Origin of the sequence: Corynebacterium pyruviciproducens ATCC BAA-1742 (genome assembly GCF_000411375.1) — a bacterium.
Taxonomy (GTDB): domain Bacteria; phylum Actinomycetota; class Actinomycetes; order Mycobacteriales; family Mycobacteriaceae; genus Corynebacterium; species Corynebacterium pyruviciproducens.
Window position 1 is genome coordinate 1389302 of record NZ_KE150446.1, and the last position, 19879, is coordinate 1409180.

A 19879-nucleotide genomic window follows, 5' to 3' on the forward strand; every position below is an offset into this window, starting at 1 on the left:
AGAGGCATGAAGATCACGAAAGCCGACGTGTACGTATTCTCCACGTCCCGCAACTTTGTCACCCTCCGCCTCGAGACCGAAGACGGCGTCGTCGGTGTCGGCGACGCCACCCTCAACGGCCGTGAACTCGCCGTCGCACACTACCTCAAGGATCACGTGTGCCAGCTGCTCGTCGGACGCGATGCCCACAACATCGAGGATACCTGGCAGTTCCTCTACCGCTCTGCGTACTGGCGCCGTGGGCCGGTGACCATGGCCGCCATCGCCGCCGTCGACATGGCCCTGTGGGACATCAAGGGCAAGATGGCCAACATGCCCGTCTACCAGCTGCTCGGCGGCGCCTGCCGCAAGGGCGCCCGCGCCTACGGCCACGCCTCCGGCACCGACCTGGAGAGCCTGTTCGACTCCATCCGCTACGAGATGGATCTCGGCTACACCATGATCCGCGTGCAAACCTCTGTGCCGGGCATCAACAAGCTGTACGGCGTCGCCGCCCAGGACCAGTCCTCCGGCATGCGCTACGACTTCGAACCCGCCAACCGTGGCGACTGGCCCGTGGAGGAGGACTGGGATTCCGCCGCCTACATGCGCCACGTGCCCACCGTGTTCGAGGCCGTGCGCAACGAGTTCGGCCCCGAGCTGCCACTGCTACACGACGGCCACAACCGCCTCACCCCGCGCGAGGCCGCCCAGTTTGCCAAGTCGCTCGAGCCGTACAACCTGTTCTGGCTCGAAGACGTCACCCTGGGCGAAAACCAAGAGAACCTCCGCTACGTGCGCCAACAGTCCACCACCCCGCTCGCCATCGGCGAGGTATTCAACACGGTGTACGACATCAAGGACCTCATCGATGACCAGCTCATCGATTACGTCCGCTGCGCCACCACCCACTTCGGCGGCATCACCCCGCTGAAGAAGGTCATGGCACAGGCCGAGCCGTACCAGATCAAGTCCGGCTTCCACGGCCCGACGGATGTCTCCCCCATCGGCTTCGCCGCCGAGCTGCACCTGGACATCAACATCCACAACTACGGTGCGCAGGAGTACATGACCCACTCCAAGGACACCCTCGAGGTGTTTGAGACCTCCATGACCTTTGAGAACGGGTTCCTGCACCCTGGTGACAAGCCCGGCCTCGGCGTGGAATTCCACCCGGAGATCGCCGAGAAGTTCCCCTACGAGCAGGCATACCTGCCCTACAACAGGCTTGCCGACGGCACGGTGCATAACTGGTAATGCATATCGTCGTCATGGGTGTGTCCGGCTGCGGGAAGTCCACCGTCGGATGCCAGCTCGCCAAGCGACTCGGCATCGAGTACAAGGACGGAGACGAGCTGCACCCCAAGGAAAACATTGACAAAATGCGCTCCGGCACGCCCCTGACGGACGCGGACCGCGAGCCCTGGCTGGGGCTCGCGGGCCAGTGGCTCAGCGAGCGTGACGACGGGGTCATCGCCTGCTCCGCACTCAAGCGCAGCTACCGCGACATCATCCGAAAGAAAGCGCCGAACACGTTCTTCGTGCACCTCCACGGCACATACGAGGTGCACCTCGAGCGGGTACAGGGACGCGAAGGACACTTCATGCCCACCTCCCTGCTAGACAGCCAGTTCGACACCCTCGAGCCGCTGGCCGACGATGAGCCAAGCGTGCTCATCGATATCGACCAGCCGGTGGAGGACATCGTGGAGGCGGCCTACCAGGCCGTGCGGTAGGCTCAAAAAAATTCCCTCGGAGTACATCTCCGAGGGTTATTTTTTACTTATCTTCCAGCCACTGTGTCAGGCGTTTCAACTCGCTGCGCTTGCGGGAACCGCGCACGAGCGAAGCGATGATCCCGACGACGACAACTGCCCCGGCGACGCCGAGGATGGCTTGCACCTGCGGGTCTTTTACACGAGCGGTGAGTTGCGCCTTGGTGTCGTCGACAAGCGCCTCGGGCTTCGTCTTGGAGGCAAGCTGGTCGAGCGTGGAGGCCAGGTGAGCGCGAGTGCGGTCGATGTCTGCCTGGATATCATCGAGGGAACGGGCCATAAATTATCAATCCTTCAACGTCGCGGGGATGTATGTTCGACTATTTTACACAGGTTTCTCGCCCAAAAGACCGACCATCTCGTCCATCTCGGCGAGCTGTTGGTCCGTCATGTGCTGGGCGAGATCCTTGAGCGGCTGGTAGCCACCGTTAGTGACGAGGTTGCCGAGCTCCTTGATGGCACCCTCGTGGTGACGGTACATGAGCCTGAGATACAACTTCTCCATACCGGCACCGGTGGAGTTCTTCAGCTCCTCCATCTGCTGCTGGCTGATCATGCCCATGGACAGGTGGTCGGCGTGGGAACGCATGATCTCTTCCTGGTCCCAGTCCTCGGCAAGCGAATCCATGTACTCGATCTCCGCCGCCTGGGTCGTCCGGATGCGTTGCGCAAGGTCCTTGGTCTCCGGGCTAATCGCCGGGTCCGCAAGCAGCATGTCCGACATGTCCACCGCCTGCTGGTGGTGGGGCACCATGAGCGCCAGGAACAACACGTCAACCATGTTGGCCTCCGCAGGCATAGAGCCACTACGGGTGAATCCTGCGACCTCCGAGGGACTTCCCTGCCCCTGCATCACCGGCGTGCACCCAGCCACGCTCACAGCGGCGATGACGATAGCGGAAACGAGCTTTTTCACTGCAGCGCTTCACGGCGCGCTCGGATAAGCGACCTGAGCTTTTCCACCTGCTTCTTATCGCGACGCTTGGTAATAACGGTGGCAGCGATAACCACGCCGAGGGCGGCAAGCCCCGCGAGCACCTTCTTTTGGAAGCTTTCCTCCTGCACCTTGTCCTGGGCAAGTGAGGCAAACTGCTGGCCGGCCTTCTTGGGGGAAACCTCCTCCGCAAGCTTATCCAGGGTCTTAGCCAGGTCGCGGCGGTGGCGGGCGATGTCCCGCTCAATATCGTGAATATCTCGTGCCATACGGATAAGTATAGCTAAGGCCCCACCAGAATCGGTGGGGCCTCTACAACCTGTGCGCCCGGAGAGACTTGAACTCTCACGCCATAAGGCACTGGAACCTAAATCCAGCGCGTCTGCCAATTCCGCCACGGGCGCGCATCAGCCTGAATATCGTAACGCGACTAGGGGATAAAAACCTAATCGGATATAATCCAAAAGTATGACTGGGAAAAAGAAGTTTAAAGTTCGCTTCTCCCACATTGTTCTTCTCACCATCGGGGTGGCATTCACCCTGGTGGCGGCGTATTGGCAGTGGCAGAGGTACACCTCTCCGGATGGCTCGTTCCAAAACCTGGGCTACGCCATCCAATGGCCGATTTTCGGCGGCTTCCTCGTCTATTTCTACCTCCGCATCCGGCGCTACGAAAACGACAAACTAGACGCCGACGAGTTCGGCGAGGAGCTCGCACAGCTGGAGAAGAAGGACAAGAAGAAGAAAGTGACCACGGTATCCCAGGAGTGGATGCCGAACCCAGTCAATACAGACGTGGAGGCGTACAACGAGGAGTTTGCGCCGAGGAGACGAAAGGGCAGAGATGACTGACACCACACCAACGAAGATCCACCCGGCACGCAAGAAACGCGTGGCCAAGGCGCTCCGGTTGTACTCCATTGCCGCGTGGGTCACCGGCGTGTGGCTGCTCGTCCTTGTCACGCGCATGATCTGCGACTACATCCTGGGCATGGAGATTCCCGCCTGGGCCTCGGCGATCGGCCCGCTGCACGGCTTCTTCTACATCCTCTACCTGGTGGCCACCGTCAACCTCACCACGCAGGCCCGATGGGACCTGACCAAGGCGTTCATCACGGCCCTGGCCGGCACCATCCCGTTCCTTTCCTTTGTCGCGGAGCACTTCCGCCGCAAGGAGGTTACGCAGAAATTTGAGCTAAACGCTTAGCTATCTTGCGCATCGCCTGTCCCCTGTGGGACAGCGCATCCTTTTCCTCCGCTGTTAATTCGGCGGAGGTTTTTCCGCCTGCGTCGTGGGGAAGAAAAATCGGGTCGTAGCCGAACCCGCCCTCGCCACGTGGCTCGGTGGCGATCGTGCCCTCCCACGAGCACTCCTCCACGTACTCCTCGCCGCTGGGGGTGACGAGCGCGACGCAGCACACGAACGCGGCGTCGCGGGGGAGATCCGTCAGCTGCGCGAGGAGGAGCCTGTTGTTGGCTTCGTCGTCGCCGTGGGTGCCGGACCAGCGGGCGGAGAGGATGCCGGGCATGCCGTTGAGGGCGCGGACGGTGAGGCCGGAATCATCGGCAAGGGCGATAAGCCCGGTAGCCTTTGCACCTGCCCGCGCCTTGATGAGTGCGTTCTCCCGGAAGGAGAGGCCGTCTTCGACGGGCTCGGGGTAGGTGGGGGTGGTCACCTCGAGGCCGGTGAGTCTCTTCAATTCTGCGGCTTTAGCCGCGTTGTGGCTGGCGAGGAGGATCACGCAAGGACCTCTTTTTGCTTTTCGACGAGCTGACGGCAGCCCTTCTCACCGAGGTCGAGGAGCGTGGCGAGCTGGTCGCGGGTGAAGTCCCCGTGCTCGCCGGTGCCCTGGATCTCCACGAAGGCGCCGTTTTCCTTCATCACCACGTTCATGTCCACCTCGGCGCGGGAGTCCTCCTCGTACGGGAGGTCGAGGCACGGGTGGCCGTCGATAAGCCCGACGGAGATAGCGGCGACGGGCGGAAGGAGGGCATCGGTCTTATTGATGGAGGCGAGGGCGTCGGCGAGGGCGACGTAGGCACCGGTGATGGAGGCTGTGCGGGTGCCACCGTCGGCCTGGAGCACATCGCAATCCAGCGCGATGGTGTACTCGCCGAGCTTGGTCAGGTCGATCGCGGCGCGGAGGCTGCGGCCCACGAGGCGCGAAATCTCCTGCGTGCGGCCCTTCACCTTGCCCTTCACAGACTCGCGCGGGTTGCGCTCGTTGGTGGCGGCCGGCAGCATGGCGTACTCGGCGGTGAGCCAGCCCTCGCCGGAATCCTTCTTGAAGCGGGGCACGCCCTCCTGGACGCTCGCGGTGCACATGACGCGGGTGCGACCGAACTCCACCAGCACGCTACCTGCGGGGTTGGTGGTGAAGTTGCGGGTGATCGTTACTTTTCTCAGCTCATCGGTGGCGCGGCCGTCCGCGCGCGTAAAGGTTTCACTCATAGCTCCAAGCTTAACCCGGGCTTAGCCACGAGTACCTCCCCGGGGAACTCCGCCTGCGCCGCACTGACAGACGCGTGGGCATCGCCCCACGGCGGAATGTGGGTGATAAGCAGCTTCTTCACGCCGGCCCGGCGCGCGATATTGCCGGCCTCCCCGCCCGACATGTGCATGTCCGCCGGCTGCCCCTCGCTGGAGGCTCCCCACGTGGCCTCGCAGATGAACAGGTCCGCGTCCCGGGCGCATTCCACCAGGTCATCGGTGACGGCGGAATCGCCGGAGTAGGCGATGACGGTGCCCATGTGGCGGTGGGTGAGCCGCAGCGCGTACGCATCGATGGGGTGGACGGCGCGGAACGGCTCGACGGTAAAGCCCTCGACGATCTCCTTCTCCCCCACCTGCCACGGGCCGAAGGCAAACGTATCGGTGATGTCATCCACGCCGTGCGGATCGTCGGCGATGAACCTGCCGAGGCGCTCCGGCGTTTCCGGTGGCCCAAAGAGGAGGTGGCGGCCCTTAGCCTTGCGGGTGGGGTGGAACCGGCGCCACACGACGAGGCTAGGGAAATCGGCGCAGTGATCGGAGTGGAGGTGGCTGAACAGCAGGTGGGCATCCGCCGGGTTGATGCGGCGCTCGAGCTCGGCCATGACGCCGGAGCCGATATCCATGAGCACCGGCGCGCGGTCTGCATCCTCGATGAGATAACCGGAAGACGGACCCACCGCGCTTCCAACGGAACCAGTACACCCGAGTATCGTCAGCCTCATAGGGTTTAGTGTACCGCTACATGTCGAACCAATTGATTTCCGCGCCCGCGAACCGGGAGGCAAGCTGGGCGAACAGGCGCGGGTCTCCTGTCGTCTCGTAGCGGCGCTGCGCGACGTTATCCTCGGGGGCTACGAGGTCCTGCTCGATGAGCAACCGCACCACGCGCTTGGCCGTCTCCTCCGAGGAGCTGATGAGCGTGACCGGGTCGCCCAGCGCCAGCTGGATGACGCCGGTGAGCAGCGGGTAGTGGGTGCAGCCGAGGATGCAGGTATCCACGCCCGCCTGCTGCAGCGGGGACGCGTAGGCCTCCGCCACGCCGAGGATCTGGCGGCCCGTGGTGATGCCGCGCTCGGCGAACTCCACAAACAGCGGCGCCGGCTCCGCAAAGCACTCGATGCCCTCGTGGGCCGTGAGCTGCCGCTGATATTCGCCGGAACGGATCGTCCCCTCCGTCCCCAGCACCGCGACCTTGCTGTTCTTGGTCACCTGCACCGCCCGGCTGACCGCCGGTTCGATGACGCCGACGACCCCACCCACAACCGAGTCGGCGTAGAGGCGCTGGGCCTCCTCCAGGAACACGCTCGTGGCGGTGTTGCAGGCGATGACGAGGAGCTTGATGCCGCGCGAGACGAGCTGGTCCGCCACCTGTTTACTGAGCTGGCGCACGTCGTCGGCGGTGCGCGGGCCGTACGGGGCGTGGGCGGTATCGCCCAGGTAGTAGATGGACTCGTGGGGAAGCTGATCGGCGATGGCGCGCGCCACTGTGAGTCCCCCCACGCCGGAATCGAAGATGCCGATCGGACGAGAATCCATTACATAATCCTCCTCAGTTGCAAGTTGGCCTGGTCGATCACGCCGTTGAGCCAGTCCACGGCCGGCTGCGCCCACGGGGCTGGGGCAACAACGTGCGGGATCGGCCACGCCACCGGGGCGGTTGGCGCGGGCGTGGCCTCGGTGACCGGGCCCGCGCACGTGATGGGCTGGGCGGACTCGAGGACGGGGCGCAGCTTAGCCGCCGCCACGTCCGCAGCCGCAGCAGCCTTGGAAAAATCCGCCGTGGGGGTGCGCACGGCAACAGCTGCCCCCACCCAGCCGGCGCCGGTGGGGATGATCGCGCCCTGGCGCAGGGAGTAGCCGTGGTCTGGCAGCCAGCCGCCCTTGATCTTGGCGCCGGGAAGCTGCCCGAACGCCCAGCGCTGGTAACCCACGACGTTGCCCATAAGCTCTTCCACCTCCGGGCCCTTGTCCACGCAGGGGATGTGCGCGAAGAAGGTGGCCTGATCGGCAACACTCCACGAGGGCATGGCCCACCACCCGGGGTTGGTGGTGGTGGAGCCACCCTGGGCAAGCACTGTGTTCACCTTCGCCGTGGCGGCGCGGCCGCCGAGGCCCGCCCACAGCCTGTCGGCGGCGGCGTTATCGGAGACGGTGACGGCAGCGGTGGCATCGGCAAGGGCGGCGGGGGATTCCCGGAGTGTGGCGATCGCCAGCGGCACCTTGCCGGTGGAGTAGGCGGGGAAATCGGTGATCTGCCCCGCCGCGCGGGTGCCGGTGGCATCGTGGATGGCGATCCCCACCGGGATGCCGGTTTCGGCCGTCACCTCGCGGGCGACGCGGTCCAGTTCTGACTGTTCCACCGCCTGCGCGGTGGCTGGGGTAAGACCCAACGCCACCGCGCACAGAGCTGCTACAATTTTCCGGTTCACCATGCTTACCTTAGGGGTTGAAGTTGAGGGCGCAATCGCGACCCTGCGCCGTCTTCAGGTACGGCTTGAGCGATTCGGCGGCGCGGGTGAGGGCATCCTCGGCATCCTCGCGGTATTCCTCGCTCTCCACGTTGGTGGCGAGCACGACGGTGACATCGCCGCCAGACTTCACGGGGATGAGCGCCATCTGCCGGGCCTGGTAGGCGCCCTCGTCGTCGGGGCCCCAGCCGCCCTTGAACAGGGCGCCGTCGATGGTGCCCACGCCCCAGTGCTGCTCCTCAATCACATCGCCCATGTAGTCCAGGACGGGCCCGGAATTATCCAGGCAGCGCAGGTTGGAGGCAAGGGTGGCCTGGTTGCGGAGGCTCCACTGGGTGATGCCGTACTGCTCGCCGGTGGTCACGTCCACGGTGGTCTGGGTATCGCCGGCCGCTCGCAGCACGGCCTCCACTTTCGCCTCGCGCTCTGCGGCGGTGGAGCCGAGCTGCTTCCATAGCGTCCAGGAAGTATCGTTATCGGACCAGCGCAGGGTCGCCTCGACAAGGTCTGAGTCTTCCAGGTCCGGGTCTTCTTTGAGGGCCGCGAGCACGATCGGCACCTTGATGGTGGACCAGGCGTTGGTGGTGGTGAGATCTCCGGCCGTGTACGTGCCCGTGGCATCGATGACCACGGCTCCCACCCCGCCTGTGTAGCCGTCCTCCCTGGCCGCGGCGACGGCCACCTCGGCCGCGTTGGGCAGCTGGGCAAACGAAACGGCGGGAACCTCACCGGCAGTTTCCTGGCACGAGGTAAGGAAGGCGGCGCAGCTAACAATAAAAGCGAGGCCCACGGCCACGCGTGTTCTCATCGTTTCTGCCTCCGCACCGGGTCATCGGAGGTGAGGAAGATGCCGCAGAGGATGCCGCCAAACGCGCCGAACAGGTGCCCCTGCCAGCTCACAGCCGTGGAGGTGGGGAACACTCCCCACATGAGCCCGGAGTATGTGAAGGCAAGCACCAGGCCGAGGACGATTTCCCGCACGGATTTATTAAAGATCCCGCGCACGATGAGGTAAGCAAGCCAGCCGTAAATGATCCCGGAGGCACCAATGTGGTTGGTGCCGATGCCACCGAACACCCACGTGCCAAAGCCGCCGATGACAGTGCAGATGAGCGTGACCTCCCAGAACACACGCTTGCCGGAGCAGCCGACGAGGAAGGCGAACACGGCGCCCACGGTGGTGTTGGAGATGATGTGGGAAAGGTCCGCGTGCAACAGCGGGGAGGTGAAGATATACGGCAGCGACGACGGATCGAGCGGGTGAATGCCGAAGTAGGCGAGCCGGCCTCCGGAGACCACCTCGGCTGCGAACACGGCCCAAATGACCACAACGAAGCCGATGGCGATGCGCAACCCCACGCGCAACCCGCCACGCCACGCCGGGGCGGGGGTAACCCCGCGGTTGCCGGGCACCTGTGGCGCGTTCAGGCCACCCCCTAATTGCGGGGACATGGTAGGCGGGGTAGGTGCCGTGTAGCCGCGGTATTGTCCGCTGCTACGCGGCCGATTTGGCGGCATCGGGTCACTGTTCACGTGAAAACGTCCTCCTCCAACACGAGACGTTTAAGTTAAGACTTTCGCCGTACACGATAGCCTATCCACCGCCCCGACGGTTCGTTACAGGGCGAGATCAGAAAACGATAGCCTGCCGTGCGTCCCCGCTGCATGAGTGATCGCGCATTGGATGGCCTGTTGCGTCGCCTCCGCGCTCGCGGCGCACAGTGCAACCATGTCGAGGCCGGGGGCCTCGACATGTGAAGGTGCCGTGGCCTCGACATGTGAAGGTGCCGTGGCCTCAGCGGACACCGCGACTGGGTCCGCCAACGCGAAGATCGTATCGCCATCAAGTGGCGAGTGGGCGGGCCGGATGGCGCGGGCCAGGCCGTCGTGAGCAACCATCGCCAGGCGCTTGAGCTGGCCGTGGGTGACCGGCGCGGTGGTGGTCACACAGCCGATGGTCGTGTTGAGCTTCGGGCGCGGCGGCGTGAGCTGCAGGAAACGCTCGTAGTCCACCTTGAGGTCCGTATCCCACAGGCAGTGGGTGGTGGGGTCGATGACCTCCCCCATGGGGTTGGCCACCATGTACGCGGTGACCTCGTAGCCGTCGGCGGTGACGGTGGCTGTGCCGAACCCGCCGGAGATGCGCCCGGCGGTGGCGGCGGTTCCCGCACCCACAGATCCGACTTCGACCGATCCGCCGGAGGCGAGTGCGGCGTCGAGGGCGGATTGACCGTCGACAAGCGTGGGACGGTGGGTGGGAGAGCCAACAAAGAGGTCGAAGATGACGGCGGCGGGGACAATGGGGACCACGGGACCGCCCTCAACCACGGGGAAACCGATGCCACGGGCCTCGAGGCCGAGCATGACGCCGTCGGCGGCGGCCAACCCAAACGCGGAACCACCGGACAGGACGATGGCGTGGACCAATTCCACCGTGTTGTAGCTTTCCAAAAGGTCCGTCTCGCGGGTGCCGGGTCCGCCTCCGCGCACGTCGACGGCGGCAAGCGCGCCTTCGGGGCAGGCGATGACGGTGCAGCCGGTATCCCCCAAGGTGGCGTGGCCGACGCGGATCATGCCATCGCCTCGAGGAGGGAATCCTGGTGGTAGGCGAGCCATTCGACGAGGCGCTGACGGTCCTCCTCGCTCGTGCCGTTCATCGGCGCGGAGGAGGCGATGTAGAGGCGGATATCGTTGACGGCGGCGAGCCACTGGTTGGCCTCAGCAGGGGTCAGTTGCACGGCGACGTTGCCGTCGGGCCCCAGCTTTTCCCCCACAAGCTGCAGGTTCTCCAGTTTGGCGCGGCAAATGTCCGTCTCGTACAGGCTGCGCATGAGCGCGTTATCGCCCTCGAACTCCTCGTCCTCGGCGCGCTGAAAATCGGGCAGCAGCCGGGCGAGCCCCGGGTCGGTGGGGGCCTCCTTGTGGCCGGAGGTCATGCCGGTGAGTTCCTCGAGGGGGTCCTTGGGGGCGGATTGGGTGCGCTCGATGAGCTTTTCTGCCACGACGGATGCGAGGTTGCCCAGCACTTCGCGCTCCATGGGGCCGAGAACGGTTTCGTAGTGCGCCGCCTTGAGCAGCGGCTTCTTCTTCCTCCAGGCTTCCATCTATCCCCCTTGTTGCATGGTGGCCCACAGGCCGGCGGTGTGCATCTTTTTCACGTCGGCTTCGACCTTGTCGCGTTCCCCGGAGGAGACGACTGCCTTGCCTTCCGTGTGCACCTGCATCATGAGTTCGGTGGCGCGCTTGCGGGAGTATCCCAGCATGGTCATGAACACGTGCGTGACGTAGCTCATCAGGTTGACTGGGTCATCCCAGACGATGCACATCCACGGCAGGTTCTCGGAGGGGGCTACCTCCACCTCGACATCCACATCGGGGGTCGCCAACGGCGCTGCGGGCATACTCATGCGCGGTCACCTCCTAAACGGTTGGTCATGGTGTCTAGTGTAGTGAGCTTTGCTTGTCGACGGCACGTAGCAGCCATTCCACGCCTCTCACCGTCTCCTCGGGCCTGTGCTAGCACGAACTCCCCACCGGGGTGTGCTGCACGTTCTAGGATGTAAGAAAATGCTCTACCACGTGTCCACCGGCTAGTTAAGGAACCGACATGGCTGACACGAATCCTCCTCACTCCTCCACTCCACCCCCTCCTCGCCCGACCCTGAGACGACGCAGTTCCAATCGGTGCGTGGGGACGAGGCCTACCCGCCGACGGCCACTTTCCAGCCACAGGGCCTGCAGGAAGCGCAGACGCAGTACCTGTCGCAGCAGCAGGCTGCGGGCACCCAGTACGGGCGGCCACAACCGGTCCCCGTTCCCCCCGAGCAGCAGTACTACCAGCCGCAACCTCAGCCACCCCAGCGACAACGGGGCAACGGGGTAATTATCGCGCTGCTCAGCACCATCGTGGTGCTCCTCGCGGCAATTGGCGGCTGGCTTCTCTACGATTCCAGCGTGTTCCACCGCTCCTCCACTCCCAGTACCCGACCGACGGTGGTGGAGACCGTGGTGGTGCCTCCCTCGGACGCGGGGACGGCGGCGGAGCCATCCACAAAGTCTCGCGCCTCCTCGCCGACATCCGAGGGCGCCGACTCCGGCCAGCGGGCCTCGCTCGCCGATCTGCCAGGTAACGCAACGCCTGTGGGAAACGGGGGCGACACCAAGTTCACCAGCCAGGCAACCGGCTCGGAGCATACGAGCTCCCCGTTCGCGGGGGCCGTGGGCGAGGCGTTTCGCGACGAGTACTACAAGACGAAGAAACCGCCCACATCGCTGCACGTGTACTCCCCCGTCACCAAAAAGACATACTCAATGAAGTGCACGGTCTCGAATAACATCGCGACCTGCATCGGTGGCAACCGTGCGATTGTGTATGTGTGGTAGCCGCCGTCGGATGTCAGTGACGGCCACCGTCGCCACGGGCATCGCGGTGGGAGCGGTGTGTAGCGCATGCTCACCCGGCGCGAATACGGCCCACGATGAGCTCGATCCCGTCACCCTCACGGTGACGCACACGCAGACCACAGCGAAGGCCACTGACCCGCCGGAAACGCAGGCGGCTCCGGTGGCCTCGCCCCCGTATCCCCAGGAGCAGGTTTCCGCGGCGGTCGCCGCCGGCCTCGCAGTCGGTGGCGGCAGCGCCAGTGTTGCTGTTGCACGCAACGGGTCCACCGTCTCGGCCGGGTTCACTGCCCCGGCTCCTGCCTGGTCCACGTCCAAGGTGCCACTGGCGGTGGCGGCGCTGCGTGCCAATCCCGGCCTGGCGGACACGGCAGCCGCGGCGATCACCGTCTCCGATAACGACGCCGCGCAGGCCCTGTGAGATTCCCTCGGCGGCGGGGAGGCCGCCGCGGGTGCAGTCCAGCAGATCATCGCCGAGGCGGGCGAGGCCATCGCGGTGCCGGCGCAGGTCACCCGCCCCGGATTCACCGTTTTCGGGCAAACCCAGTGGTCGGTGGATTCCCAAGCACGGTTTGCCGCTGCACTACCCTCGCTCGCGGGTGCTGCCCCCGTCCTTGAGCTCATGGGGGAAGTCTCCCCCGAGCAGAGCTACGGGCTCGGGACACTGCCCGGGTGCGCGTTCAAGGGTGGCTGGGGGCCCGACGAGTCCGGCATGTATCTGGCCAGGCAGCTGGGGGTGCTTGCCGACGGCTCCGGGGTCGCCCTCATCGCCATCCCCGCCGACGGCTCCTACGCCACCGCCCAACAGATGCTCACCGCCATGGCCACGGAGCTAGCGGGCGCGGGCAGCTAGTCCCCCTCACCCTCGGCCCGCGAAGCAACCTCCCGGACTACCATAACCTTATGGAAACTAAGTCCAGTGCGCTGTACACGGATATGTACGAGTTGACCATGCTTCAGGCCTCTTTGAAGGATGGCACTGCGAACCGTCAATGCGCCTTTGAAGTATTTACCCGCCGCCTCACCAACCAGCGTCGCTACGGCGTCGTCTGCGGAACCAGCCGCGTGCTTGAGGCCGTGAAGAATTTTGTGTTCAGCAAGGAGCAGCTGGGAAGCCTCGACTTCCTCGATGAGGACACCATAGATTACCTGCGTAATTACCATTTCTCCGGGCAGATCGACGGATACTCCGAGGGGGAGCTGTTCTTCCCCAACTCGCCGCTTCTCACCGTGCGCGGCACGTTCGCCGAGTGCGTCGTCTTGGAGACCGTCATCCTGTCCATCATGAACGCGGACTCCGCCGTGGCGACGGCCGCCGCCCGCATGGTGGTAGCGGCCGACGGTCGCCCGATTATTGAGATGGGCTCGCGCCGCACCCACGAATCCAACGCCGTCACCGCGGCGCGCGCCGCCTACATCGCCGGTTTTGCGGCAACAAGCAACCTGGAGGCCTCGTACCGCTACGGCATCCCGGCTTCCGGCACCGCCGCCCACGCTTGGACCCTCGTGCACGTCAACCCGGACGGCACGCCGAACGAGGAGGCCGCGTTCCGCGCCCAGATCGAGACAATGGGCATCGACACGGTGCTGCTCGTGGATACGTACGACATTGACAACGCGGTGCGCACCGCCATCGAGGTGGCTGGCCCCAAGCTCGGCGGCGTGCGCATTGACTCCGGCGACCTGGGCCCCATGACCCGTCGCGTGCGCAAGCTCCTCGACGAGCTCGGCGCGGTGGACACCAAGATCGTGGTGTCCAGCGACCTGGACGAGTTCACCATCGCCAGCCTGCGCGGCGACCCGGTCGATTCCTTCGGCGTGGGCACCTCCGTGGTCACCGGCTCCGGCGCCCCCACCGCCGAGATGGTGTACAAGCTCGTGGAGGTCGACGGCATCCCCGTGGCCAAGCGTAGCAGGAACAAGCGCACCGTCCCCGGCGCGAAGCGGGCGATCCGCACGAGTCGCGCCTCCGGCACCTGCGTGGAGGAGATCGTCTTCCCGTTCAACCACGACGTGCCGGACGTGGGTAACTTCCACTACAAGCTGCTCACCCAGCCGCTCATGCGCGACGGCGAGGTGGTGGGCGACCAGCCCACCATTGAACAGTCGCGCCAGCTGCTGGCGGATAACCTCATCTCCCTGCCGTGGGAGGGCCTGGCGCTGAGCCAGGACGAACCCGCCATCGGCACGCAGTTCGTGGGTTTCTAGCCTGTGGAGAAGACCCAGGAGTTGCTCGCTACCGCCGTCGAGGCGATCGGCGGCACGCCAAGGCCCGGGCAACAGAAGATGGCGGAGGCGGTGGCGAACGCCTTCGCCACCGGGCGCCACCTCGCGGTTCAAGCGGGGACCGGGACCGGAAAGTCTTTGGCCTACCTCGTGCCGTCGTTAAGCTACGCCCACGTTCAGGACGCGTGCGTCATCGTGGCGACGGCGACCCTCGCACTGCAACGCCAGCTGGTGGAGCGCGACCTGCCGCGGCTGACCGAGGCGCTCGGAGGCGACTACAGCTACGCCATCCTCAAGGGCCGGTCCAACTACGTGTGCCTCAACAAACTCGCCGGCGAGAACGCACTCATCGGCGCCGAGGACTACCAGTGGATGGAGCCCTACCTCAAGCGCGTTTACGCCTGGGCTGAAGACACGGAGACGGGCGACAAGGACCACCTCGACCCCGGTGTGCCGCCGGCGGTGTGGGCCAAGGTGTCCACCACCGCGCAGGAGTGCCCCGGGGCCTCCGTGTGCCCGCACGGCGACGACTGCTTCGCAGAGAAGGCGAGGGCCGCCGCGCGCGACGTGGACGTGGTGGTGACCAACCACGCGCTGCTTGCCATCGACGCCGTCTCCCCCGCCGAGATCCTCCCGCCGCACGACGCGGTGGTCATCGACGAGGCGCACGAGCTGGTCGACCGCATCACCGCCGTGTCCACCGCCACCATCAGCGTCATGGCGCTGAAGATGGCCGCCACCCGCGTGGAGAAGATCCTGGAGAAGAACAACCCCAGCGTGGACAAGCTGCGCGAGGTCACAGACGAGCTCGACGAGGTGCTGCCCGAGCTGCCGCTAGGCCGGTGGGTGGACGGCATCCCCGAGGTCGCCGTCCCACCGCTCGGCGCAATCTCCGAGGCCCTGGACACGGTGGGCACCGAGCTGTCGCTTACCTCCGTCGATGCCGAGACCGACCCCGAAACCTACGCGGAAAAGCAGAGCCTCATGAGCCACATCGGAGGGCTCGCCGAGGGCATCGACCGGATGCTCGAGGGCTCCGAGGAGGACGTCGTCTGGCTGGAGGTGGACCGGCGCGATGAACGCCGCCTCATGGTCGCCCCGCTGTCCGTCGCCTCCACCCTCGCCGATAACCTCTTCGAGCACAACACCACCGTCCTCACCAGCGCCACCCTCGCCCTCGGCGGCAGCTTCGACGCGCTCGCTGCCTCCTGGGGCCTCACGGGGCTGACATGGGACGGGCTCGACGTGGGCACCCCCTTTGACACGCAGGGCTCCGCCATCATGTACCTCGCCTCCCACCTGCCCCCGCCCGGCCGCGACGGGCTCTCCCCCGAGCTACTCGACGAACTGGAGACCCTCATCACCGCCGCCGGTGGGCGCACCCTTGGTCTCTTCTCCTCCCGGCGGGCCGCGGAACAAGCGGCCGAGGAGCTGCGCACAAGGCTCCCCTTCGACATCTACTGCCAGGGCGACGACATCATCGGCACGCTCATCGAACGCTTCGCCGCCGACGAAAACTCCTGCCTCTTTGGCACCCGCAGCCTGTGGCAAGGCGTCGACGTCCCCGGGCCCTCCCTCTCGCTCGTCACCATCGACAGGATCCCGTTCCCCCGCCCCGACGACCCACTGAGCCAAGCCCGCAAAGAAGCCGCCGATGCCCGCGGCGGAAACGGCTTCATGCAGGTGGCCGCCACCCACGCCGCCCTCCTCATGGCGCAAGGCGCCGGCCGGCTCCTGCGTTCCACCACCGACCGCGGGGTGGTCGCCATCCTCGACTCGCGGATCGCCACCAAACGGTACGGAAAATTCATCCTCCGCTCCATCCCACCCATGTGGACAACGACCAACCTCGCCACCGTCACTGGTGCCCTCACACGACTCGTCGCTGCCCGGCACAGCACCAACTAGTGGCTAATCAAGGAACTATTACTTCGATGACATCCCTCACCTACCCGGAAGAAACACTGCCTGAACTGGTCTTTACCCATCAAAATGACGCACAGGCAACCGCCATGATCGACCTCAATCGCTCCATCAGCTTTGGCGATCTCGCAGCGGAAATCACCCACGTGGCCGCGGGGCTGCGCGCGGTGGGCATCGCCCCCGGCGATGTGGTGGGCGTGCGCCTCGCCAACTCCATCGACTTCGCCGCCGCGTTCCACGCCTGCATCGTCGCCGGCGCCATCGTCATGCCCATCGGCGGGGTGGTCCCCGAGGATCCGCGCCCGGCCTACATCGTCGACTCCTCCAACTACGAAGAGCTACGCGCCTGCCCCGAGCGGATCGAGATCGGCTCCGTCGCCGTCGACCTTGACGGGCCATGCTGCTACCCCGTCTCCTCCGGCACGACAGGCACCCCCAAGGTGGTTGTACTCACCCACCGCAACCTGGTGGCCAACACCATCCAGTTTGGCGCCAAGGTGCCCGTTCCCTGCGGCTCGGTGTGCCAATCCGTACTGCCGTTTAGCCACATCTACGGTCTCACCGCGCTCCTCAACGTGCCGCTCTACCTCGGCGCCACCGTTCTCGCGTGGCCGTTCGAGGCCGAGCGGTTCATCACCGCCCACGAAAAGTACGGCGTCCACACCACATTCATCGCCCCGCCTCTGGCCACGCTTTTGGCCCGCCACCCCCTGGTGGACAAGACGGACTTCTCCGCCCTCAAGTACATGATCGTCGGCGCCGCAGCCCTCAACGTTGCCGACGGCGAGCGTGCCGCCGAGCGCACCGGCTCGCGGATGCTGCAGGGCTACGGGATGACGGAGGCGTCGCCAGTCACCCACCTCACCACAGCATCGACCACACCACTGAGTTCGATAGGCCACCCACTGCCCGACACGGAGCAGCGGATAGTCGACCCGTCCACCATCACGGATGTGGCACCCGGCGAGGTGGGTGAGCTGTGGGTCGCCGGTCCACAGGTGATGGCGGGCTACTACCACAATCCCGTGGCCACGGATGCGACGCTTGTGGGACGCTGGCTGCGCACGGGTGACCTGGCGCGAGAGCTGCCCGGTGGCGAGGTCGAGATTGTCGATCGCCTGAAAGATGTGATCAAGTATCACGGGTACCAGGTATCCCCCATCAAGTTGGAGGCGCTCATCACCTCGTGCCCCGGTGTCACCGATGCCGCGGTAGTGAGGGAAATCCACGAAGACGAAGAGATCCCCGCCGCCTATGTTGTGGGCACCGCCACCTCGGAGCAGGTCATGGCGTTTGTGGCGGAACGGGTGCCGGGCTATGAGAAGGTTCGCGCCGTCCACCACGTGGATACAATTCCGCGTTCTGCGGCCGGCAAGATTCTGCGCCGCGAACTGCGCTCTTAGCCGCCCGCGCCTCTCTTTAGTCGCCCGCGTCTTCCTCGCCACGGGACAGGAAGAGTCCCGCGGTGAGGAGCATGACGGCAAGCGGGTAGGTGATGGCGGAGCCGATGAAGAGTGCGAACACGCCGATGATGGCGAGCGAGCCGGCCAGCAGCACGAGCATGACCATTCGCAGTGGCACCGCCCGTATCATGCGGACCGGCTCCGTGAAGAAGCTGGAACACCTACCATCGACGGCAACGGCCGATACCCCCACGGCGAAGAAAAGCGGAATGACCAGGCCGAGCAGTGGGGAAAAGATGGACATCAGGGACGATGCCGTCCACATGACGGCGGCGGCGAGCGCCGGGCGAAGGTGACGGGGGTAAAAATACGCCGCCTTTTCGCCGCGCCAGGCGCGGACGGAGGCGTCGGCAACAATGCCGTGCCAGATACCCATGAGGACGCTGACGACGGTGGCAAACAGGTACTTGTTACCAAACTGCAGCCGCGCCCCGATGAGGACCGCCAGACCGCAGTACAAGACAAAAGGGAGGGCCCAGCACCACAGATCGCACGCGAAACGGTCCCACGAGATCTTAAGCGCCTCAATGGGACTAAACCGCCTATAGACGGTTCGCTGCAGCGTGGTCACTGACATACGGGTCTCCTTGTTCATGCCACTACGACTATTGAGCGGCTGTGGGAACAGCAACGGCAGTGCAAGAGCCGGGGACTACCTCGGTAAACCCGGCGTCGCGCACAACAACTGCCCCGCGCTGTGCGCACTGGGCCACGAACTCCTCGTGGTCCACCTCACGCACGGCGAGCGGGAAACCTGCCTCCGCCCAGCTAACCGCCTCGTCGGCCGGTAGCTCTGCTGCGAAGAGCATCGTTGCGTGCCCAACCTGGGCCGCCGCTTTTCCTAATGACATGGTAAGGGAGCTATCAATGAATACCGTGCAAATTCCCTGGGAACTCCCTTGGCATCCATCAGCGGGAATGTCCGTCCCGCCGATTTGGAGTTTGTCAATCCGCTGGTCAGTGGCGTGCACCGGGGCCGGGGTGAATGCCCGCACCTGAGCTGTGTCAAACGTCACGGTGACGCCCGGCACCTCTTGCACATGCTCCCACGCGGCGTTGCGCGCCCGGCGGGTGATCTTGCGGATCCGCTTGCCGTACCAACGGTCAAACTCGGGGTTGGCGGCCGCACGCGGATCGAGCACCACCGCCACCACCGCCTGACCCGCCGCCACGAGGACGTCGTTGCGGTGCGGGCGGTCGTGCTTGGGCAGGTTGATGACGATCGGCATGGCGTACTCTTCCTCGCCGTCCTCGTGGGCGCTGTTGGCTAGCCCACGCACCAGCGCCTCGTGGGACTTTCTCACGCCGTCCTTGTGGATCATCGTGCCACCGCCCCGGCGATAGCGAGCACGCCGTCGAGACGGCCGTGGTTGAGTGAGGTATCCGCAACCTCCTTAAGCGCCGGCTTGGCCATGTAGGCAACGCCGAGGCCCGCGCCGGAGACCATCTCGATATCGTTGGCACCATCGCCCACGGCGATGACCCGTTCCAGTGGCAGGCCCTCGCGCGCGGCGCACTCCCGCATGAAGCGGGCCTTGACGTGTTTATCCACGATCTCCCCCAGCACCCTGCCGGTGAGGTGCCCGTCAACCACCACCAGCTCGTTGGCGTGCGAATAGGTGATGCCCGCCCGCGCCACGAGCCTATCGAGCACGGGCGTGAAGCCGCCCGAGGCCACCGCCGTTGGCCAGCCCAGCTCGTTGCACCGTGCCACGAGGTCGAGCGCCCCGGGGTTGAACTGGATCGCGGAGGCAACCTCGGCAAAGACGGTCTCCGGAATGCCCTCGAGGCAGGCGACGCGCTCGCGGAGGGACTGGGCGAAGTCGAGCTCGCCGTGCATCGCGCGGTCGGTGATCGCAGCAACCTCTTCCTTCCGGCCCGCGTGGGCCGCCAGCTCGTCGATGACCTCGGCGTTGATGAGCGTGGAATCGCAATCCATAACGATGAGTGTGCGGGCGGGACGTGCCTCACCCGCCTCTACGAGCGCGATATCCACACCCGTCTCCTCGGACAGCTCGCGGATGCGAGCGGTAACGCCCGGCTCCACTCCGCCTTCTAGGCTCACGTAGAGCTCGGCCACGTTCAGCGAGCCGACGGTGAGCGTCTCGGTGCGCAACGGGGGCGCAGTGAGCGAGGAGAGGGTGTCGACAAGCGGAGCAAGAAGAGGATCGGAGGGTGACTGGAGAACGATGCAGTGAGTGGAGACCATAGACGTA

At 65.3% G+C, this 19879-nt stretch carries 26 protein-coding genes and 1 tRNA gene; 10 read left to right on the top strand and 17 right to left on the bottom strand.

Annotation, left to right across the window (positions count from 1 at the left end; translation table 11 throughout):
* The first annotated feature begins 6 nt into the window (after window positions 1–6).
* Window positions 7–1236: a D-mannonate dehydratase ManD gene (gene manD / locus HMPREF1219_RS06035; protein WP_016458009.1), complete on the top strand. Its 1230-nt coding sequence runs from the start codon at window positions 7–9 to the stop codon at window positions 1234–1236.
* Window positions 1236–1715 carry a gluconokinase gene (locus HMPREF1219_RS06040; RefSeq protein ID WP_016458010.1) on the top strand — a complete coding sequence of 160 codons (480 nt, stop codon included), beginning with the start codon at window positions 1236–1238 and terminating at the stop codon, window positions 1713–1715. Before manD ends, HMPREF1219_RS06040 begins: the two co-directional genes overlap by 1 nt.
* Before the next feature lie 43 nt (window positions 1716–1758).
* Here HMPREF1219_RS06040 and HMPREF1219_RS06045 read toward each other — a convergent pair whose 3' ends face one another.
* The 4 genes from HMPREF1219_RS06045 to HMPREF1219_RS06060 all read right to left on the bottom strand — a co-directional run bounded on the left by HMPREF1219_RS06045 (window position 1759) and on the right by HMPREF1219_RS06060 (window position 3092).
* Window positions 1759–2034 (bottom strand): DUF3618 domain-containing protein, encoded by a 276-nt coding sequence (locus HMPREF1219_RS06045; RefSeq protein WP_016458011.1) that lies wholly within the window; start codon window positions 2032–2034, stop codon window positions 1759–1761.
* 45 nt (window positions 2035–2079) lie between these two features.
* Entirely contained in the window at window positions 2080–2670 is a 591-nt protein-coding gene (locus HMPREF1219_RS06050; RefSeq protein ID WP_016458012.1) for a DUF305 domain-containing protein, read from the bottom strand.
* On the bottom strand, window positions 2667–2957 hold the full coding sequence (locus HMPREF1219_RS06055; RefSeq protein WP_016458013.1) for a DUF3618 domain-containing protein: 291 nt from the start codon (window positions 2955–2957) through the stop codon (window positions 2667–2669). The genes HMPREF1219_RS06050 and HMPREF1219_RS06055 overlap by 4 nt, the downstream gene beginning before the upstream one ends.
* 53 nt (window positions 2958–3010) lie before the next feature.
* A tRNA-Leu gene (locus HMPREF1219_RS06060) sits at window positions 3011–3092 on the bottom strand.
* Window positions 3093–3156: 64 nt separating this feature from the next.
* Here HMPREF1219_RS06060 and HMPREF1219_RS06065 point away from each other — a divergent pair.
* Window positions 3157–3540, top strand: a complete 384-nt coding sequence (locus tag HMPREF1219_RS06065) for a hypothetical protein (RefSeq protein WP_016458014.1) — start codon at window positions 3157–3159, stop codon at window positions 3538–3540.
* On the top strand, window positions 3533–3895 hold the full coding sequence (locus HMPREF1219_RS06070) for a DUF3817 domain-containing protein (protein ID WP_016458015.1): 363 nt from the start codon (window positions 3533–3535) through the stop codon (window positions 3893–3895). Before HMPREF1219_RS06065 ends, HMPREF1219_RS06070 begins: the two co-directional genes overlap by 8 nt.
* Here HMPREF1219_RS06070 and rdgB read toward each other — a convergent pair.
* The 10 genes from rdgB to clpS form a co-directional block, all read right to left on the bottom strand.
* Window positions 3867–4430 carry an RdgB/HAM1 family non-canonical purine NTP pyrophosphatase gene (gene rdgB, locus HMPREF1219_RS06075; RefSeq protein ID WP_016458016.1) on the bottom strand — a complete coding sequence of 188 codons (564 nt, stop codon included), beginning with the start codon at window positions 4428–4430 and terminating at the stop codon, window positions 3867–3869. The two genes, HMPREF1219_RS06070 and rdgB, sit on opposite strands and share 29 nt — an antisense overlap.
* Window positions 4427–5140, bottom strand: a complete 714-nt coding sequence (gene rph, locus HMPREF1219_RS06080) for a ribonuclease PH (RefSeq protein ID WP_016458017.1) — start codon at window positions 5138–5140, stop codon at window positions 4427–4429. Before rph ends, rdgB begins: the two co-directional genes overlap by 4 nt.
* Window positions 5137–5904, bottom strand: a complete 768-nt coding sequence (locus HMPREF1219_RS06085; RefSeq protein WP_016458018.1) for an MBL fold metallo-hydrolase — start codon at window positions 5902–5904, stop codon at window positions 5137–5139. The genes rph and HMPREF1219_RS06085 overlap by 4 nt, the downstream gene beginning before the upstream one ends.
* A gap of 16 nt (window positions 5905–5920) precedes the next feature.
* The gene (gene murI, locus HMPREF1219_RS06090; RefSeq protein ID WP_016458019.1) at window positions 5921–6718 is read right to left on the bottom strand and encodes a glutamate racemase; all 798 of its coding nucleotides are present in this window, start codon (window positions 6716–6718) and stop codon (window positions 5921–5923) included.
* Entirely contained in the window at window positions 6718–7614 is an 897-nt protein-coding gene (locus HMPREF1219_RS06095; RefSeq protein WP_016458020.1) for a serine hydrolase, read from the bottom strand. The genes murI and HMPREF1219_RS06095 overlap by 1 nt, the downstream gene beginning before the upstream one ends.
* A 7-nt stretch (window positions 7615–7621) precedes the next feature.
* The gene (locus HMPREF1219_RS06100) at window positions 7622–8458 is read right to left on the bottom strand and encodes a hypothetical protein (protein WP_016458021.1); all 837 of its coding nucleotides are present in this window, start codon (window positions 8456–8458) and stop codon (window positions 7622–7624) included.
* Window positions 8455–9168 carry a rhomboid family intramembrane serine protease gene (locus HMPREF1219_RS06105; protein ID WP_084594674.1) on the bottom strand — a complete coding sequence of 238 codons (714 nt, stop codon included), beginning with the start codon at window positions 9166–9168 and terminating at the stop codon, window positions 8455–8457. The genes HMPREF1219_RS06100 and HMPREF1219_RS06105 overlap by 4 nt, the downstream gene beginning before the upstream one ends.
* Before the next feature lie 99 nt (window positions 9169–9267).
* Window positions 9268–10224 carry a P1 family peptidase gene (locus HMPREF1219_RS06110; RefSeq protein ID WP_016458023.1) on the bottom strand — a complete coding sequence of 319 codons (957 nt, stop codon included), beginning with the start codon at window positions 10222–10224 and terminating at the stop codon, window positions 9268–9270.
* Window positions 10221–10754: a DUF2017 domain-containing protein gene (locus HMPREF1219_RS06115; RefSeq protein WP_016458024.1), complete on the bottom strand. Its 534-nt coding sequence runs from the start codon at window positions 10752–10754 to the stop codon at window positions 10221–10223. Before HMPREF1219_RS06115 ends, HMPREF1219_RS06110 begins: the two co-directional genes overlap by 4 nt.
* Window positions 10755–11057: an ATP-dependent Clp protease adapter ClpS gene (clpS, locus tag HMPREF1219_RS06120; protein ID WP_016458025.1), complete on the bottom strand. Its 303-nt coding sequence runs from the start codon at window positions 11055–11057 to the stop codon at window positions 10755–10757.
* 277 nt (window positions 11058–11334) lie between these two features.
* Between clpS and HMPREF1219_RS06125 the strand changes: the two genes are divergently transcribed.
* From HMPREF1219_RS06125 to HMPREF1219_RS06150, 6 genes are all read left to right on the top strand, one after another.
* The gene (locus tag HMPREF1219_RS06125) at window positions 11335–12033 is read left to right on the top strand and encodes a hypothetical protein (protein WP_016458026.1); all 699 of its coding nucleotides are present in this window, start codon (window positions 11335–11337) and stop codon (window positions 12031–12033) included.
* A 10-nt stretch (window positions 12034–12043) separates the two neighbouring features.
* Complete coding sequence (locus HMPREF1219_RS12190) at window positions 12044–12472, top strand: hypothetical protein (RefSeq protein ID WP_051120488.1); 429 nt, start codon at window positions 12044–12046, stop codon at window positions 12470–12472.
* Window positions 12473–12547: 75 nt separating this feature from the next.
* On the top strand, window positions 12548–12904 hold the full coding sequence (locus HMPREF1219_RS06135; protein ID WP_016458028.1) for a hypothetical protein: 357 nt from the start codon (window positions 12548–12550) through the stop codon (window positions 12902–12904).
* 50 nt (window positions 12905–12954) lie between these two features.
* Window positions 12955–14259: a nicotinate phosphoribosyltransferase gene (locus tag HMPREF1219_RS06140; protein ID WP_016458029.1), complete on the top strand. Its 1305-nt coding sequence runs from the start codon at window positions 12955–12957 to the stop codon at window positions 14257–14259.
* A gap of 3 nt (window positions 14260–14262) precedes the next feature.
* Window positions 14263–16185 (top strand): ATP-dependent DNA helicase, encoded by a 1923-nt coding sequence (locus HMPREF1219_RS06145; RefSeq protein WP_016458030.1) that lies wholly within the window; start codon window positions 14263–14265, stop codon window positions 16183–16185.
* Window positions 16186–16211: 26 nt separating this feature from the next.
* On the top strand, window positions 16212–17603 hold the full coding sequence (locus tag HMPREF1219_RS06150; protein WP_016458031.1) for a class I adenylate-forming enzyme family protein: 1392 nt from the start codon (window positions 16212–16214) through the stop codon (window positions 17601–17603).
* 16 nt (window positions 17604–17619) lie between these two features.
* Here HMPREF1219_RS06150 and HMPREF1219_RS06155 read toward each other — a convergent pair whose 3' ends face one another.
* Genes HMPREF1219_RS06155 through serB form a run of 3 tightly spaced genes read right to left on the bottom strand, consistent with a single transcriptional unit; the run spans window position 17620 to window position 19872 of the window.
* Window positions 17620–18240 (bottom strand): hypothetical protein, encoded by a 621-nt coding sequence (locus HMPREF1219_RS06155; RefSeq protein ID WP_016458032.1) that lies wholly within the window; start codon window positions 18238–18240, stop codon window positions 17620–17622.
* A 28-nt stretch (window positions 18241–18268) separates the two neighbouring features.
* On the bottom strand, window positions 18269–18985 hold the full coding sequence (locus tag HMPREF1219_RS06160) for an aminoacyl-tRNA hydrolase (RefSeq protein WP_016458033.1): 717 nt from the start codon (window positions 18983–18985) through the stop codon (window positions 18269–18271).
* On the bottom strand, window positions 18982–19872 hold the full coding sequence (gene serB, locus HMPREF1219_RS06165) for a phosphoserine phosphatase SerB (protein ID WP_016458034.1): 891 nt from the start codon (window positions 19870–19872) through the stop codon (window positions 18982–18984). The genes HMPREF1219_RS06160 and serB overlap by 4 nt, the downstream gene beginning before the upstream one ends.
* Between the last annotated feature and the right edge of the window lie 7 nt (window positions 19873–19879).